Origin of the sequence: Bacteroides sp. 41_26, assembly GCF_949740115.1 — a bacterium.
GTDB lineage: Bacteria > Bacteroidota > Bacteroidia > Bacteroidales > Bacteroidaceae > Bacteroides > Bacteroides nordii.
The window spans coordinates 42914-58560 of sequence record NZ_CATJGZ010000056.1 but is presented as its reverse complement, the minus strand read 5'-3'; the positions used below and the strand labels follow the sequence as shown (position 1 = coordinate 58560).

Genomic DNA, 15647 nt, shown 5'->3' with positions numbered 1-15647 from the left:
TGTACCTTCTCTGAATGCGTATAACTAAATATCTGCAAAGTCTGGATGAAGGTTTAAAAAAGGGGAGAGTTGGTGATAAACGTTCTTTTTGCTACTTTTGTACTGAATTATAAAGACTAAGGAGATTATTATGGAAAATAAGCGGCCTTTGATACTCATCTCTAATGATGATGGTGTCATGGCAAAAGGTATAAGTGAACTTATAAAGTTTCTTCGTCCGTTAGGCGAAATTGTAGTTATGGCGCCCGATACTGCCCGTTCGGGTAGTGGATGTGCAATTACTGTGACGCAACCTGTACATTATCAGTTAGTTCGTAAAGAGGTAGGATTGACCGTATACAAATGTTCGGGTACACCGGCTGATTGTATTAAACTGGCCTGGAATACAGTACTTGAACGGAAACCCGATTTGGTGGTAGGAGGTGTTAATCATGGTGATAATTCGGCCACGAATGTTCATTATTCCGGTACGATGGGAATTGTTATTGAGGGGTGTCTGAATGGAATTCCTTCTATTGGCTTTTCTCTTTGTAGTCATGATCCCGGAGCCGATTTTGACTCTGCAGGTCCGTATATTCGTCAAATAGCCTCTCAAGTATTAGACAAGGGATTACCTTTATTAACTTGCCTTAATGTGAATTTTCCTGATACAAAGGAAATTAAGGGAATTAAGGTTTGTGAACAGGCTAAGGGGCGATGGACTAATGAATGGGAAGCTTGTCCCCGAAAAGGAGATAGCAATTACTTCTGGCTGATAGGAGAGTTTACAGATGATGAACCGGAGAATGAGAAAAATGATCATTGGGCACTTGCTAATGGTTATGTTGCCATCACTCCGACCAAAGTGGATGTGACGGATTATGAGTTTATGAATGAACTGAATAAATGGTTTGAATAATGAAATATTACCTCATTGTTGGCGAAGCTTCCGGTGATCTGCATGCCTCTCATCTGATGGCTGCATTGAAAGAAGAGGATCCGCAGGCTGATTTTCGTTTCTTTGGCGGTGACTTGATGGCTGCTGTTGGAGGAACGATGGTGAAGCATTATAAAGAGCTGGCTTATATGGGATTTATTCCTGTGTTGTTGCATCTGCGCACTATCTTTGCCAATATGAGGCGTTGTAAAGAAGATATAGTATCCTGGAATCCGGATGTTGTTATTTTAGTGGATTATCCCGGTTTTAATCTGAATATTGCAAAGTTTATTCACTCTCATACTCAAATACCTGTTTATTATTATATTTCGCCAAAAATATGGGCTTGGAAGGAATATCGGATAAAGAACATTAAACGTGATGTTGACGAGCTTTTTTCCATCCTTCCCTTTGAAGTTGAGTTTTTTGAAAAGAAGCACAATTATCCGATACACTATGTTGGTAATCCTACGGTAGATGAGGTGACTGCTTTTTGTGATTCCCATTCGGAGAATTTTGGAGATTTTATTCGTGACAATAATCTGGAGGATAAACCGGTTATTGCTCTTCTTGCCGGAAGTCGGAAGCAAGAGATAAAAGACAATCTTCCCGGTATGTTAAAAGCGGCTTCTGCTTTTCCTGGTTATCAGTTGGTGCTGGCGGGAGCTCCTTCTATTGCTCCTGAATATTATCAGCAATATGTAGGTGATGCACAGGTGAAGATTATTTTTAATCAGACTTACCGGCTTTTGCAACATTCTGATGTTGCACTTGTCACCTCTGGTACAGCAACATTGGAAACAGCGCTTTTCCGGATTCCTCAAGTGGTATGTTATTATTTGGCATGCGGCAAGTTTGTGTCCTTTTTGCGTAAGCATATTCTGAAAGTAAAGTTTATCTCTCTTGTTAATTTGATAGCCGATCGTGAAGTGGTAAAGGAACTCGTTGCTGATACAATGACGGTTGAGAATATGAAAATAGAGTTGGAACGACTTTTGTTTGATAAGGAGTATCGCCAGAAGATGTTGGATGAATATGAATTTATGGCTCAACGTCTTGGGCCAGCCAGAGCTCCCCGGCATGCTGCTCGTGAAATGATGAAATTGCTTAAAAAATAAACTATCTTTTGATAATAAATCTAAAGCCGGTGCAGTAAATGCCCGGCTTTTTTATTTATCTGATAGAAACAAAAAAGAAAGGAATACATATATGAAAAAGTTGAATTGTTTTTTCTTGGTGTTGTTGTTGGTATTAATTCCTGCTTTGCAATCATGTGATGAGAGTGATGGATATTCTATCGGACAACGTGGAGGGAGCTGGGCTACGGTCCGTGTCGTGAGTGGTGATACGTATTATTTAGAATCCGATAATTATGGGAGTCTTTGGCCGGCTGCAACAAGTGTTTATGGATTTAAACCGGTAGACGGTAAACGTATGCTTGTTGTTTTCAATCCTTTGTATGATAATTATGGGGAGTATGACATGGCTGTTAAAGTAGAGAATCTATTTCCTGTTACAACGAAGCAGGTGGAAGATTTAACAGCAGAAAATGAAGAAGAGATAGGTAACGATCCGGTCTCTATTCTTAAAGGTGATATCTGGATTGCTAATGGATATCTGAATCTTGTATTCGAACAGAATAGGCCTGTCTATAGTCCGCACTTGGTTAGTCTGGTACGTAATACAATAGAGAAAGCAGAAGATGATGGATATATCCATTTAGAATATCGCTATAATACGCATAACGATCTATCTGGTTGGTTTGGTTATGAGCCCGTTTCATTTAATCTGAACTCTCTGGACTTTGAAGGAAAGAAGGGATTGAAGTTGAAGCTGAATTCATCCGTGAATGGTGAAGTTGAGTTGACGTTTAACGTGAAAGAAGCGATGTCTGTACCCAAAATAGCTCTGAACCTTGATTATAACACGCTGGAAGCAGGTAAGACAGAATAGTATTTACTTAGCTTTCAATTAAAACGGGCCTGTCTTTGCTGTTGGAGACAGGCCCGTTTCTATATATGAATCTTTTTTAAATCCATGTCAATGCATACAGATAAACTACTGCTGCAGGTATTGCCATCAAGGCGCTATCAAACCGGTCTAACATTCCACCATGTCCCGGAAGAATAGAACCGGAGTCTTTGATGTGAAGCTGACGTTTTAGTAATGACTCCGTAAGGTCGCCCCAAGTACCAAAAATTACTACTACCAATGCGAGTCCCGCCCATTCTGCTACGCTCATAATAGGGAAGAAATGAGCAAATACAAAAGATGAAGCTACTGATACAATGCCTCCTCCAATAGAACCTTCCCACGATTTTTTGGGGGAGATACGTTCGAAAAGACGATGCTTTCCTATTAATGAGCCTACACAATAAGCTCCTGTATCACTCAGCCAGATGAAGACGAAAATAGATAACGGCAATATTGGATTGTAGCTTACAGAGGAATCTTCCGGATTATTATGAAAAGCCAATGCACTCAATAAAGCGAAGGGCAATGCAATGTATAGTTGGCTCAGCATGGAGAAAGCCCAATTGAGCACAGGATTTTCCTTTTTCAGATACAGTTCGCTAATCATCATGTAGAGAAGCAAAAGTAAATAAGGAAGGAATATTTTAGAGTCTGATGCATCAATACAGAATCCCATAATAGCCAAAAATAGATAAGCTCCGCCCAGCATAGTAATGTTCTTATTGACACTGACACCTTCTATATGATTGACCAGACTACCAAATTCCCGTATCGTCAGAGCACTGATTACTATAAAAAGTGCTCCGAAACTGAATGGGTGATAGAGAATACATCCTACCAATATGGCTACAAATAGCACTCCAGTGATCGCTCTTTGTATAAAATTGCTTTTCAACGTATTTAGATTTTAATTTTGTAATTCGGTAGCCGATGCTTCTTCAGAGGCTTCAGCTTCCTTTTTTGCTTCTTTCTCTTCGTTTATTTTCTTTTCAAGAGCTTTCTCTGCATCTGCAGCGTCTTTACTTTCTTTAGCTGCCATGATTTCTTCAGAACGTGATGCCCATGGGCGTTTACCAAAGATACGTTCCACATCCTCCGCAAAGATAACTTCTTTGTCTATCAACAATTGAGCCAGTTGATTGTGTCCGTCTTTATGTTCGGATAGAATCTGTTTAGCCCGTTCGTATTGTTCATTGACCATCTTTTTCACTTCCTCATCAATCAGTTCAGCTGTCTTTTCACTATAAGGACGATTGAAAGAATATTCATCATTGTTATAGTAACACAGATTAGGCAGTCTGTCACTCATGCCAAGATAAGCAATCATACCGTATGATTGTTTGGTGACACGTTCCAGGTCGTTCATTGCTCCGGTTGAGATTCTTCCAAGGAATAAATCTTCTGCAGCACGTCCACCCAAAGTGGCACACATTTCATCAAGCATTTGCTCTTTGGTGGTGATTTGACGTTCTTCCGGCAAATACCAGGCAGCGCCTAATGCACGACCACGCGGCACAATAGTTACCTTAATCAACGGATTGGCATATTCAAGTAGCCAGGAAATGGCAGCATGACCTGCTTCATGTAATGCAATGGAACGGCGTTCGGCTTCAGTAGTTATTTTTGTTTTCTTTTCTAAACCACCAATGATACGGTCTACTGCGTCCAGAAAATCTTGTTTACCGACAAATTTCTTTCCGTGGCGGGCTGCAATCAGGGCAGCTTCATTACATACATTAGCAATATCTGCTCCTGAGAATCCTGGTGTCTGACGAGCCAGTAAATCTACATCTACACTATCATCTATTTTAATAGGACGAAGGTGTACGCCAAATACTTCTTTGCGTTCATTTAAATCGGGCAGGTCTACATGGATTTGACGGTCGAAACGTCCGGCACGTAAAAGAGCTTTATCCAATACGTCTACACGGTTGGTAGCGGCAAGGATAATAACACCACTGTTAGAACCAAAACCGTCCATTTCTGTCAAGAGCTGATTCAATGTATTTTCACGTTCATCGTTTCCTCCCATTGCCGGGTTTTTACCACGGGCACGCCCTACTGCGTCAATTTCATCAATAAAGATGATACAAGGAGCTTTCTCTTTTGCCTGACGAAAGAGGTCGCGAACACGGGAAGCACCTACACCAACGAACATTTCAACAAAGTCTGAACCTGCCAGAGAGAAGAATGGCACATTAGCTTCGCCGGCCACTGCTTTGGCAAGCAGGGTTTTTCCTGTTCCCGGAGGACCAACCAGTAATGCACCTTTAGGTATTTTACCACCAAGGTCAGTATATTTCTGTGGTTGTTTCAAGAATTCTACAATCTCTTCCACTTCTTGTTTGGCTTCGGCAAGTCCTGCCACATCCTTAAATGTGATTTTAATGGCACCACCTTTTTCAAAAAGTTGTGCTTTGGATTTTCCTACATTGAATACTCCGCCGCTACCTCCGCTCGCTCCACCACTCATTCGGCGCATAAAGAATATCCAGAGTCCGATGAGGAAGATGATAGGCAAAAAGTTTATCAGGATAGAACCAAAAATGTTGTTCTTTTTATCATAGCTTATGGAACCATCAAAATGGCCTTCTTGTTTTTGAGCATCAATGAAATTACCAAGACTCTCACGTGTGGGAGCTTCAGTGGTAATCATAGGATTTTTGCCAACGCGGGTTGAATCTTGTTTAAATACCTTGCCTACGAACTGTGGCTTGATAAACACTTCAACCGAGCTGTCGTCATATCCTACTACTTTACTGACATAACCTTCACGAACGTATTGTTGGAATTCGTCGTAAGGAATCTGTTTGCTTATAGCCCCCCCTTGATTACTCCACCAAAGGCCCAGGAGCATCAGGGCTATAATCATATACATCCAGTTCAGGTTGAACTTGGGCATATTTACTTTATTGGGTTTCTTGTTGTTATCTTCCATATTGAAAAATTAGTCAATGTCGGGGATCGTTGTTAACTTGGCATCCGCCCAAAGATTTTCCAGATTGTAGAAATTTCTGGTTTCAGGCAGGAATACATGTACCAGCACATCTGAATAATCCATAGCTACCCATTCGGCATTTCGCAGGCCATCTATTGCAAATGGCTTGATGTCTGTACCTTTTCGGGTGAAATCTTTGATTGAATCAACGATGGCTGTTATTTGGCTAGGTGAGTTACCTTGACAAATTACTAAATATTTACATATTGTATCGCCAATATTTGTCAGGTCGGCTATAACGATGTTTTTACCTTTTTTTTCTTGAATTCCTTCTGTTATCTTTTCAATTAATATTTTCGTCTCGTTCATTTATCGGTTGAAATTTAATAATCAATGTTTTTACTTCTCTATGTATAACAAGGAAGCTCTTATCTTTGTTTCTTGCTATATTAACATGATATAGGTTACAAATATACGCTGAATTCTTGTATCAAAGAAAGTTATGTCGTAAAACTCTTCTTTTTTTGTGTTTTTTAGGGATGTATCCTTTAAAATAGGGAGAGCATCATTGATTTTTTGCAAAAAAAATATGTGAATTGTTTGAAGTTTCCAAATTCTTTGTATCTTTGCACCCGCAAACGAGAAACAATTAAGTTGACCGTTGAAAAATAAGTATTGGGCTATGGTGTAATGGTAACACTACAGATTCTGGTCCTGTCATTTCTGGTTCGAGTCCAGATAGCCCAACAAGAAAACGTGAAGTATCTTTGAGATGTTTCACGTTTTTTTTTATAAGCTAAAACCTATATAAAAATAAAGGGAATGCAATCATTCATGTTTTTTGATGCATTCCCTTTATTTTTTATATTTTTACTGCTTTTTGTTTACTCTTCTTCTTTAATTGATTCATCAATTACTTTAATTTTCTGCAAAACCAATTCCAGATCAGCTTTCAACTTGTCTACTTTTCGATTGAGTTCCGTTAACAGGCTATTTCCCTTTTTAGAAGCAGATGTCAGGAAACCAAGATTGTTTTCATAAGTTTGGAGTTCGCTTTTCATATTTTCATATGCGCGAACCAGTTTTTCGCGTTCTCTGTATAGAGTTTGTGATCCTCCTCCTTGAATACTACTGATGTTGGATTTGAAATTACTCAATTTCTTGTTTGAAGCGCTTATATTAAAACGCTCGAACAGTTGATCAATCAAAGTATGGTATTGTTTGTACAGCTTATCTTTTTCCTTGAATGGCACGTGTCCTATGGCGTTCCAGTCTTTCATCAGTTCGCGAACCTGTTTGCCTGCTTCTTCCGTATCCATGGATTCGTCAATAGCGGTTAGCTGGTTGATAATATCTTTCTTCTTCTCCATGTTCTCTATTTCGACAGAACGTTGTGAAGAAGTTGCTTTATTTTTCTGTTCAAAGAAATAGTCACAAGCAGAAATAAAACGTTTCCATACTACATCTGAGTATTTTTTTGAAACTGGTCCGATCGTTTTCCACTCTTTCTGCAATTTGGTCAATGCGTCGGCTGTTGCTTTCCAGTCGGTACTGTCTTTCAACGCTTCTGCTTTTTCACACAACGCTTTTTTCTTCTCCAGATTTTCGTTCATTCCTTCTTTCAATGCTTTGAAGAACTCTCCTTTTTTCTTGAAAAAGTCATCGCAGGCATGACGGAAGCGTTCGAATATTTTCACATTCATCTTTTGCGGTGCAAAACCGATTGTTTTCCATTTGTTTTGCAGAGCAATAACTTCCTGGGTTTTATTTTCCCAGGCTGAGAATGTTTTCAAATCGTCGTATGTGATAGCTTCTACGATTTCACAAATCACTGTTTTCTGATCCAGATTATGTTGTTCGGCTTCTTTTAAAGCTTCGAAGTGCTGTTGATGACGACGATTGACTACTGTAGATGCTGTTTTAAAGCGGTTCCATACCTCATCACGAAGTTCTTTTGCTACAGGACCTGTATCACGGAATTCCTGGTGTAACTTCTGTAATTGATGGAAAGCCGAAACAACATCTTCTTCATTTGCGAGTTTCTCAGCTGCTTCGATAAGACGATTCTTTATCTCAAGATTTTTCTTGAAATCATATTCGCGGAATTCATTGTTAAGCTTCAGTATGTCATAGAATTTTTCTACATATAGCTGATAGTTCTTCCAGAGTTCGTTTACTTTAGCCTGGGGAACCAATTTGGTTTCATTCCACTGCTGTTGTAGCTTTTTGAATTCTGTATATGATTTGTTAGCGTCATCAGGCGATTCTACCAATTCTTTGAGCTCTTCTATGATTGAAAGCTTGATTTGCAGATTTTCTTCTTTCTGCTTTTCCATCTCGGCAATCTGGGCGCCTCTTTTTTCTTTGATAACAGCCATCACATTTTTGAACTCTTCTTCTATCGCATCACTTTGTGGTACGTAGTCTTCTTCTGAACCGCCATTTTCAACAAATAGCTTCCTGGCCGCTTCCTGTTCGGCATTATGTATCTTATAAAAAGATTGCTTTAAACTGTCCAATTCTTGCTTGTTGGCATTTTCTGCATCTTGAGCAAGTTCTTTCATCCGTGCAAGTACTTCCTCTTTTGTTACCAGCCGAGGAGCTGTTTCGGGTTGTTTTTCAGCATTTGTTTCTTCGGCTGGAGTTTCTGTTATAGTTTCAGAAACCTCAACTGTTTTCTTTTCTTCTTCTAACTCCCCTGGATTCAAAGGTTGGTTAGTGTCATGAGAGTCCATCATTGTATATTCGTTTTAGGAAATGGGGATTTAACTCCTTCTTTATTACATTAGGTCACAAATTAATGAAATAAAACGATTACTTCATACTTTTTTGCCTGATTTTTTTTTATTTATCTTTCATTTAGGACAATAAAACAGTAATTCCCATATAAAGCATCATGCCGATAATGTCATTTGTGATGGCTATAAACGGTCCTGTAGCAATGGCAGGGTCTATTTTAAGCTTTTCAAGTGTCATCGGGACTAAAGTACCAAAAATAGAAGCAAACATTACTACTGCAAATAAACTGATAGATACAGAATAGGTAACGGTTGCCATGGCGCCAAAGCGAATGAAATTATATGTATATACTAATAAAGAAATAATTGTTGCATTGATTAATGCTACTATTGCCTCTTTAGTAACTTGCTTAAAAGTGTTTTTAGTATCGAGAGAACTGTTAGCCAATCCCTGCACGATGAGTGCTGAAGATTGTGTTCCGACATTTCCTCCCGTACCTCCGATTAGTGGGATATAGAGAGCCATTTCAGGGTGGGCGGCAAAGGTTGCATCGAAGTTTCCTAATATCATGGAATTACCGATACCGCCCAACATACCAATAAGTAGCCAGGGAAGACGTGCGGTGGTTTGACGAAGAACGTTATCGTCTGTTTCTACGTCTTGTGAAAGTCCGGAAGCTAACTGATAGTCACGTTCTGATTGTTCACGTACTTCATCCATTACGTCGTCAACGGTGATCTGTCCGACGAGTCGTCCGATGCTATCTAATACCGGAATGGCTACAAGGTCATACTTTTCAATGATTTGGGCAACTTCGTCAATGGGTGTGTCTACATGTACAGAGATCGGATCTTTCTGCATCACGTGTTTCACTTTTGATACGGAAGGTGAAGTGATCATCTTCTTTAAAGGGAAAATACCACGTAGCCGCTCGTCATCGTCTATTACATATACGTAGTAGATTTCATCCAGTTCTTCTGCTTGCTGACGCATCTCTTTCAGGCACTCCGGCATACTCCAGTTTTCGTTAACGAGCACCATTTCAGTTCCCATCAAACCACCGGCTGTATCTTCGTCATACTTCAAAAGGTCGACGATATCGCCTGCCTGTTCTATGTCTTCAATATGTGAAAGAACTTCTTCTTGCTTTTCTTCATCAAGTTCTCGCATCAGGTCTACGGCATCGTCCGTATCCATGTAATCAACAAAACGTTTGGCGATTGTTTCGGAAGGTAGAATTTCGAGGAATTCTTTACGAACGTCCTCGTCCATTTCCACTAATACGTCGGCAGCGGTCTCGTTGTCGAGCAGCCGGTAGACAAAACGGGCCTCTTCCGGGTTGAGGTCATTACACAACTCGGCTATATCAGCCGGATGAAGGTTGATAAGAAATTCCTTAACCTTATTAGCATCTTTTTGCTCAATAAGTTGTTTGACGTTGTCTATGTATTCCTCGTTCATCTTAATTTATATCTGATATTTAATGAAGATATACTATTTTTCCATTGGGTGTTAATACTTCTCTGATACTGTCTCCCTGAAACTCTTCGGATGTAATGCTGAGATCGGACTTTTCATCCGGATAGGTGATATTACTAATCTTCAGCATTGTGTGAAATAAGTTATTGGAGCTGATTGGACTGTCTTTGTGACTGTTCAATATATCATATATTTCCGGAAACTGTTTTCTATAGCAATCAGAAAGCCATATGATAAAGGGCACGTGTACTTCATTCCGACTCGGATTTGGGCTACTATGCATCAATTCTTCGGTACCGTCATCATATAGATTTTCTGCATGGTCTGAAATGTAACTGACAGCAGCTATACATGATTGTTGCTGTACCCTTTTTATGATTTCGGATAATATAAAATCAGTATACAGAACCGAGTTGTCGTATGAGTTAGTGACAATTGTTTTTTTATCTTTATTAATCTCATTGTAACTAAAATCCTTAGGCATTGCCGGTTTGAACTTTGCAAAGTTTTCGGGATGTCGGTAGTTATATTTGAAATGATTGCCCAATGTATGAATTATAATAAATTGCTTTTGCTTATTACAAGCAAGTACTTTATCCAGTTGAGGCAATAATTTTTCATCATAATTGTTGTCGGCACCGTAGTCTACTAATTCAAAGTGATGGTAGTCTGAGTTATGAGCAATCCGAAGAACGTAGGGATCATTGAAAGATTGGTTGGCAATCCACGCTGTAGAAAAACCACACTCTTTAAACGCTTCCGGAAGTGTTTTTTCCTGATATGCTATCTCCGGTGATTCCGGAGTAGCACGGCTTAGCAATAATGGAAGTGCTCTGACCGTAATATTGGCTGTAGAAAGTACATCTCCAAAGCTAACCAGATTCTCTGTATGCTCAAGTAGTGGAGTTGTTTTTCTTTCATAGCCATTTATAGAGAAATGGTCTGCACGGGCAGATTCTCCGATAACCAGAACATATATTTCTTTTTCATTGGGTGGAGTCAGACTTTGTACGTCAAATTTAAACGACTTTAATCTTTCATTCATGGCCTTGACCTCCGAGTTGTCTTTCAGATGCTTGGTATAAGATAGGAACAAGTTCACGGGAAAGATTTTATAATACTGGTGCACAACCCGGTACGAACTGACTACCAAACGTCCCGAAAAAGTGCTGCCGGAAGGGGATGACAGGAATGTATTTGCAAACAGAGTAACATTCCAGATGATGAAAAGGGGAATTAAAGCTATGCGAAACCATTTAGTTCCTAAGTAGCGGTTTGGAATTTTATATACTTGTATAAAGTAAATCCCCCATATTAACAGCATTATGATAATTTCTAATTTGAAAGAAGACAGAACTTCCATGCTCTCTTTGAAGTCTGTTTGAAGCATGGAGGTTATGAATGGGGACGAAACCGGCATTCCTAACAGTTTCAGATGCATTATCTCAATTGGTGCAAATAATAGGAAAATACCTTCAAAAAGGAAATAGATTTTGCTCTTCAAAAAAGAAAGAGGAAGCAATAATACAAGTGTATATAGAAGTAGATAGCCAATCCTGTCACTGAATTCTTTTTGTATATCGACAGACATGAACAGGCTGGACAGGCAAGGAAGGAATAGGATAAAAAATAAGATTCCTATTCTTCCTTTTTCCAGTGTATCTTTATTTATTTTATTCCATATTGTCAACATCGATCTTTGCCTTGTGACTCTTTAGAGCTTCTTCTACACTGTTAGTCAAGTCAATGAACTGCTGTACCGATAGTTGTTCCGGCCGTTTATTGAATAAAACATCTTCCGTCAGCGGACATTCTTTGCCTAATATTGGTTTAATAGAATTACGTAATGTTTTTCTACGTTGATTAAAAGTGGTTTTTACTACTTGTTTGAATAGTTTTTCGTCACATCCCAGTTCAACTGTTTCATTACGTGTCATACGTATTACGGCGCTTTTTACTTTTGGGGGCGGATTGAAGACATGTTCGCTGACCGTAAAGAGATATTCCACCCGATACCATGCTTGTATCAATACGCTGAGAATACCATAAGTCTTGCTTCCCGGCCCTGCTGCAATACGTTCGGCAACTTCTTTCTGAATCATACCGGTACAACAAGGTATCAGATCTTTATTTTCGAGCATCTTGAAAAAAATCTGACTGGATATGTTATAAGGATAATTTCCGGTTAACACGAACTGGTTGCCATTAAAGACACGTTGCAGATTCATTTTGAGAAAGTCGTCCTCAATAATACAGTCTTCCAGTGACGGATAAGCTTCGCGCAGATAGGCTACCGATTCATAATCTACCTCTACTACTTTCACCGGGCGTTCCTTTTTCACAAGAAACTGTGTGAGCACACCCATTCCCGGCCCAACTTCCAGAATAGGAAGCGTAGGAAACGTATCAACAGTGTCGGCAATATCCTGTGCCACTTTAAGGTCTTTCAGGAAGTGCTGTCCGAGAAACTTTTTAGGCTTTACTAATTTCATTTATCAACTAAATAGTTACTTTTGCAGTCGACAAAGGTAATTCTTTTACTTGAAGAATAAAGAATTAAGAATGAAGAAACTAATAAAAAAGGCTCTGAAACTTATTTTACCACTGGTTTTGGGAGGCTTTATCTTGTACTGGGTCTATCGTGACTTCGATTTTGCAAAGGCAGGTGATGTGCTACGGCATGGCGTAAACTGGTGGTGGATGCTTTTTTCATTAGCATTTGGTGTATTCAGTCATGTCTTTCGTGGTTGGCGCTGGAAGCAAACGTTGGAACCTTTGGGAGCTTTTCCGAAAACGAGCGACTGTGTAAATGCTATTTTCATTTCCTATGCTACCAATCTTATATTACCTCGGGTAGGAGAAGTGTCCCGTTGTGGTGTCCTTGCCAAATATGATAATGTCTCGTTTGCAAAATCTTTGGGTACGGTAGTTACCGAACGGCTGATTGATACTATTTGCATCGTTTTTATTACTGGTATCACATTCTTATTACAGATGCCTGTTTTTCTCACTTTCTTTGAAGAAACCGGGACTAAGATTCCTTCCATTGTTCACTTGTTGACATCTGTATGGTTCTATATCGTTTTGTTTTGCATTATTGGAGTAATAGTACTTCTTTACTATTTGATGCGAGCGTTGTCTTTTTTTGAAAAAGTAAAAGGAGTTGTCCTTAACGTTTGGGAAGGAGTGATGTCTTTGAAGAATGTGAAAAATATTCCTCTTTTCATTTTGTATACAATCCTTATTTGGGTTTGTTATTTTTTTCACTTTTATCTCACATTCTATTGTTTTGGGTTTACCGCTCATCTGGGTATTCTTGCCGCACTTGTTATGTTTGTAGGCGGTACATTTGCTGTTATCGTTCCTACTCCCAACGGAGCCGGGCCCTGGCATTTTGCTGTTATCTCGATGATGATGCTTTACGGAGTAAATGCAACTGATGCAGGAATATTTGCCTTGATTGTACACGGAATTCAAACCTTTTTAGTAGTTTTGTTGGGAATATATGGTTTAGTGGTTTTACCACTAACTCATAGACAACGAAAATAAGAACCTAAAATTAATTCGTTATGAGTACAATCCTCTCTTTAGCTCCACAGAATGTGTGGAAGCATTTTTATTCATTAACTCAGATTCCGCGTCCGTCGGGACATATGGAAAGAATAACTGAGTTTCTTCTTAATTTCGGAAACAGCCTGGGACTGGAATCATTTGTAGACGAAGTTGGTAATGTTATTATCCGCAAACCTGCTACTCCGGGTATGGAAAACCGTAAAGGAGTAATTTTACAGGCTCATATGGACATGGTGCCTCAGAAGAATAATGATACAATACATGATTTTGAAAAAGATCCTATTGAAACTTATATAGACGGTGACTGGGTGAAAGCCAAAGGCACTACGCTGGGTGCCGATAATGGACTGGGGGTAGCTGCTATCATGGCTGTTCTGGAAGCCAAGGATTTGAAACACGGTCCATTGGAAGCTCTTATCACAAAGGATGAAGAGACAGGGATGTATGGTGCTTTCGGACTTAAGCCGGGAACGTTGAACGGAGAAATCCTGTTAAATCTGGATTCGGAAGATGAGGGCGAACTCTATATCGGCTGTGCAGGTGGTATGGATGTTACAGCTACGCTTGAATATAAAGAGGTGGAACCCGAAGAGGGTGATATTGCCATCAAGGTCACATTGAAGGGATTACGCGGTGGACACTCCGGACTGGAAATCAATCAGGGACGTGCGAATGCTAATAAGTTGCTTGTACGTTTTGTTCGCGAAGCAATTGCCACTTACGAAGCCCGCCTGTCTTGCTGGGAGGGTGGAAATATGCGTAATGCTATTCCGCGTGAGGCTTCTGCCATCGTTACTATTCCTGCTGAAAATGAAGAAGAGTTGTTAGGCCTGGTAAAATATTGTGAGGACCTTTTCAATGAAGAGTTTTCTGCTATCGAAACTCCTATCAGTTTCAAGGCCGAACGGGTAGATATGCCTGCGGGGCAGATTCCGGAAGAAATTCAGGATAATCTGGTAGATGCTATCTTTGCCTGCCAGAATGGGGTAACCCGTATGATTCCTACCGTTCCTGATACTGTAGAAACTTCTTCTAATCTGGCTATTATTAGTATTGGTGGTGGTAAAGCAGATATCAAAATTCTTGCTCGTAGCTCAAGTGACAGTATGAAAGAGTATTTGACTACAAGTCTTGAATGCTGTTTCTCTATGGCCGGAATGAAAGTAACAATGACAGGTGGATATTCCGGTTGGCAACCGAATGTAAATTCTCCGATTTTGCATGCAATGAAAGAATCTTATAAGAAACAGTTTGGCGTAGAACCTGCTGTGAAAGTAATTCATGCCGGATTGGAGTGTGGTATTATTGGTGCTATAATTCCGGGACTGGATATGATCTCCTTTGGTCCTACATTGCGTTCACCGCACTCTCCGGACGAACGTGCATTGATTCCTACTGTGCAAAAATTCTATGACTTCCTGGTGGCTACATTAGAACAGACTCCGGTGAAGTAAATATGTAAAAGAACTCATTCAAAGTATACAAGCCCTGCCCACTTAACTTGGTGGACAGGGCTTTTTGAGTAAATAAGAATCTGTTTAATAAATACAATCTTCTATTACTATGTGCGGTAAGAGAGGTATTGTGTTACTTTTTTTATTTTTCGTTACAATGTAGGATTGGCTGCTGTTCCTCTTTTATATAAGAATGTCATATTTTATAAATCTCTATTAGGTTTCTCTACGATGATCTGGTCGAAACTCTACGAGAAATGGGTCGTTTCTCGTAGAGTTTTTACTCGTTTCTCGTAGAGTGAAAATGCTGAAATGTAACATCTTGATATATAGACTGTTGTAAATAGTGGTGCGTGTTGAGTGTTTTTATCATTAAAGCGTTGTATTTTATTCTTTTTATTAATTATTGATATATTATAAATCTTTACAAACATTGTGCTTGGCTGAATGTAATTCCTATTATGGTGTGTCTATAGGTTAACATTGTTAATGCAAAATTTTAACGATATAACTTTCGTAGGCAAGAGTGTACAATTTTGCACTCTATAAATGTACATTTTTGCGTGACTATAGT

At 39.4% G+C, this 15647-nt stretch carries 12 protein-coding genes and 1 tRNA gene; 6 read left to right on the top strand and 7 right to left on the bottom strand.

Translation table 11 applies throughout. The features are described from left to right. Window positions 1-130: 130 nt before the first annotated feature. The 3 genes from surE (at window position 131) to QX565_RS05290 (ending at window position 2869) form a co-directional block, all read left to right on the top strand. Window positions 131-898: a 5'/3'-nucleotidase SurE gene (gene surE, locus QX565_RS05300; RefSeq protein WP_221650387.1), complete on the top strand. Its 768-nt coding sequence runs from the start codon at window positions 131-133 to the stop codon at window positions 896-898. Next, window positions 898-2034 (top strand): lipid-A-disaccharide synthase, encoded by a 1137-nt coding sequence (gene lpxB / locus QX565_RS05295; RefSeq protein WP_289291715.1) that lies wholly within the window; start codon window positions 898-900, stop codon window positions 2032-2034. Before surE ends, lpxB begins: the two co-directional genes overlap by 1 nt. 91 nt (window positions 2035-2125) lie before the next feature. Further along, window positions 2126-2869, top strand: coding sequence for a NigD1/NigD2 family lipoprotein (locus QX565_RS05290; RefSeq protein ID WP_221650389.1), 744 nt, complete (start codon window positions 2126-2128; stop codon window positions 2867-2869). 76 nt (window positions 2870-2945) lie between these two features. Here the strand turns inward: QX565_RS05290 and QX565_RS05285 are convergent, their stop codons facing one another. The 3 genes from QX565_RS05285 to rsfS are packed head-to-tail and all read right to left on the bottom strand — an operon-like array spanning window position 2946 to window position 6197. Then, window positions 2946-3785 (bottom strand): phosphatidate cytidylyltransferase, encoded by an 840-nt coding sequence (locus tag QX565_RS05285; protein ID WP_221650390.1) that lies wholly within the window; start codon window positions 3783-3785, stop codon window positions 2946-2948. Between the two features lie 12 nt (window positions 3786-3797). Then, window positions 3798-5828, bottom strand: coding sequence for an ATP-dependent zinc metalloprotease FtsH (ftsH, locus tag QX565_RS05280; protein WP_289291712.1), 2031 nt, complete (start codon window positions 5826-5828; stop codon window positions 3798-3800). A 9-nt stretch (window positions 5829-5837) separates the two neighbouring features. Beyond that, window positions 5838-6197, bottom strand: coding sequence for a ribosome silencing factor (gene rsfS, locus QX565_RS05275; RefSeq protein ID WP_221650392.1), 360 nt, complete (start codon window positions 6195-6197; stop codon window positions 5838-5840). A 307-nt stretch (window positions 6198-6504) separates the two neighbouring features. Here rsfS and QX565_RS05270 point away from each other — a divergent pair. After that, a tRNA-Gln gene (locus tag QX565_RS05270) sits at window positions 6505-6575 on the top strand. Between the two features lie 137 nt (window positions 6576-6712). Here QX565_RS05270 and QX565_RS05265 read toward each other — a convergent pair. The 4 genes from QX565_RS05265 to rsmA form a co-directional block, all read right to left on the bottom strand. Further along, the gene (locus QX565_RS05265; protein ID WP_221650393.1) at window positions 6713-8566 is read right to left on the bottom strand and encodes a DUF349 domain-containing protein; all 1854 of its coding nucleotides are present in this window, start codon (window positions 8564-8566) and stop codon (window positions 6713-6715) included. A gap of 121 nt (window positions 8567-8687) precedes the next feature. Continuing rightward, window positions 8688-10028, bottom strand: a complete 1341-nt coding sequence (gene mgtE / locus QX565_RS05260; protein ID WP_221650394.1) for a magnesium transporter — start codon at window positions 10026-10028, stop codon at window positions 8688-8690. Window positions 10029-10047: 19 nt separating this feature from the next. Further along, the gene (locus QX565_RS05255; protein ID WP_289291706.1) at window positions 10048-11739 is read right to left on the bottom strand and encodes a phosphoethanolamine transferase; all 1692 of its coding nucleotides are present in this window, start codon (window positions 11737-11739) and stop codon (window positions 10048-10050) included. Beyond that, window positions 11720-12538 (bottom strand): 16S rRNA (adenine(1518)-N(6)/adenine(1519)-N(6))-dimethyltransferase RsmA, encoded by an 819-nt coding sequence (gene rsmA, locus QX565_RS05250; RefSeq protein WP_289291704.1) that lies wholly within the window; start codon window positions 12536-12538, stop codon window positions 11720-11722. Before rsmA ends, QX565_RS05255 begins: the two co-directional genes overlap by 20 nt. A gap of 70 nt (window positions 12539-12608) precedes the next feature. Here rsmA and QX565_RS05245 point away from each other — a divergent pair, with 70 nt between their 5' ends. Further along, on the top strand, window positions 12609-13595 hold the full coding sequence (locus QX565_RS05245) for a lysylphosphatidylglycerol synthase transmembrane domain-containing protein (RefSeq protein WP_289291702.1): 987 nt from the start codon (window positions 12609-12611) through the stop codon (window positions 13593-13595). A 20-nt stretch (window positions 13596-13615) separates the two neighbouring features. Then, complete coding sequence (locus tag QX565_RS05240) at window positions 13616-15073, top strand: aminoacyl-histidine dipeptidase (RefSeq protein ID WP_007484065.1); 1458 nt, start codon at window positions 13616-13618, stop codon at window positions 15071-15073. The last annotated feature ends 574 nt before the right edge of the window (window positions 15074-15647 follow it).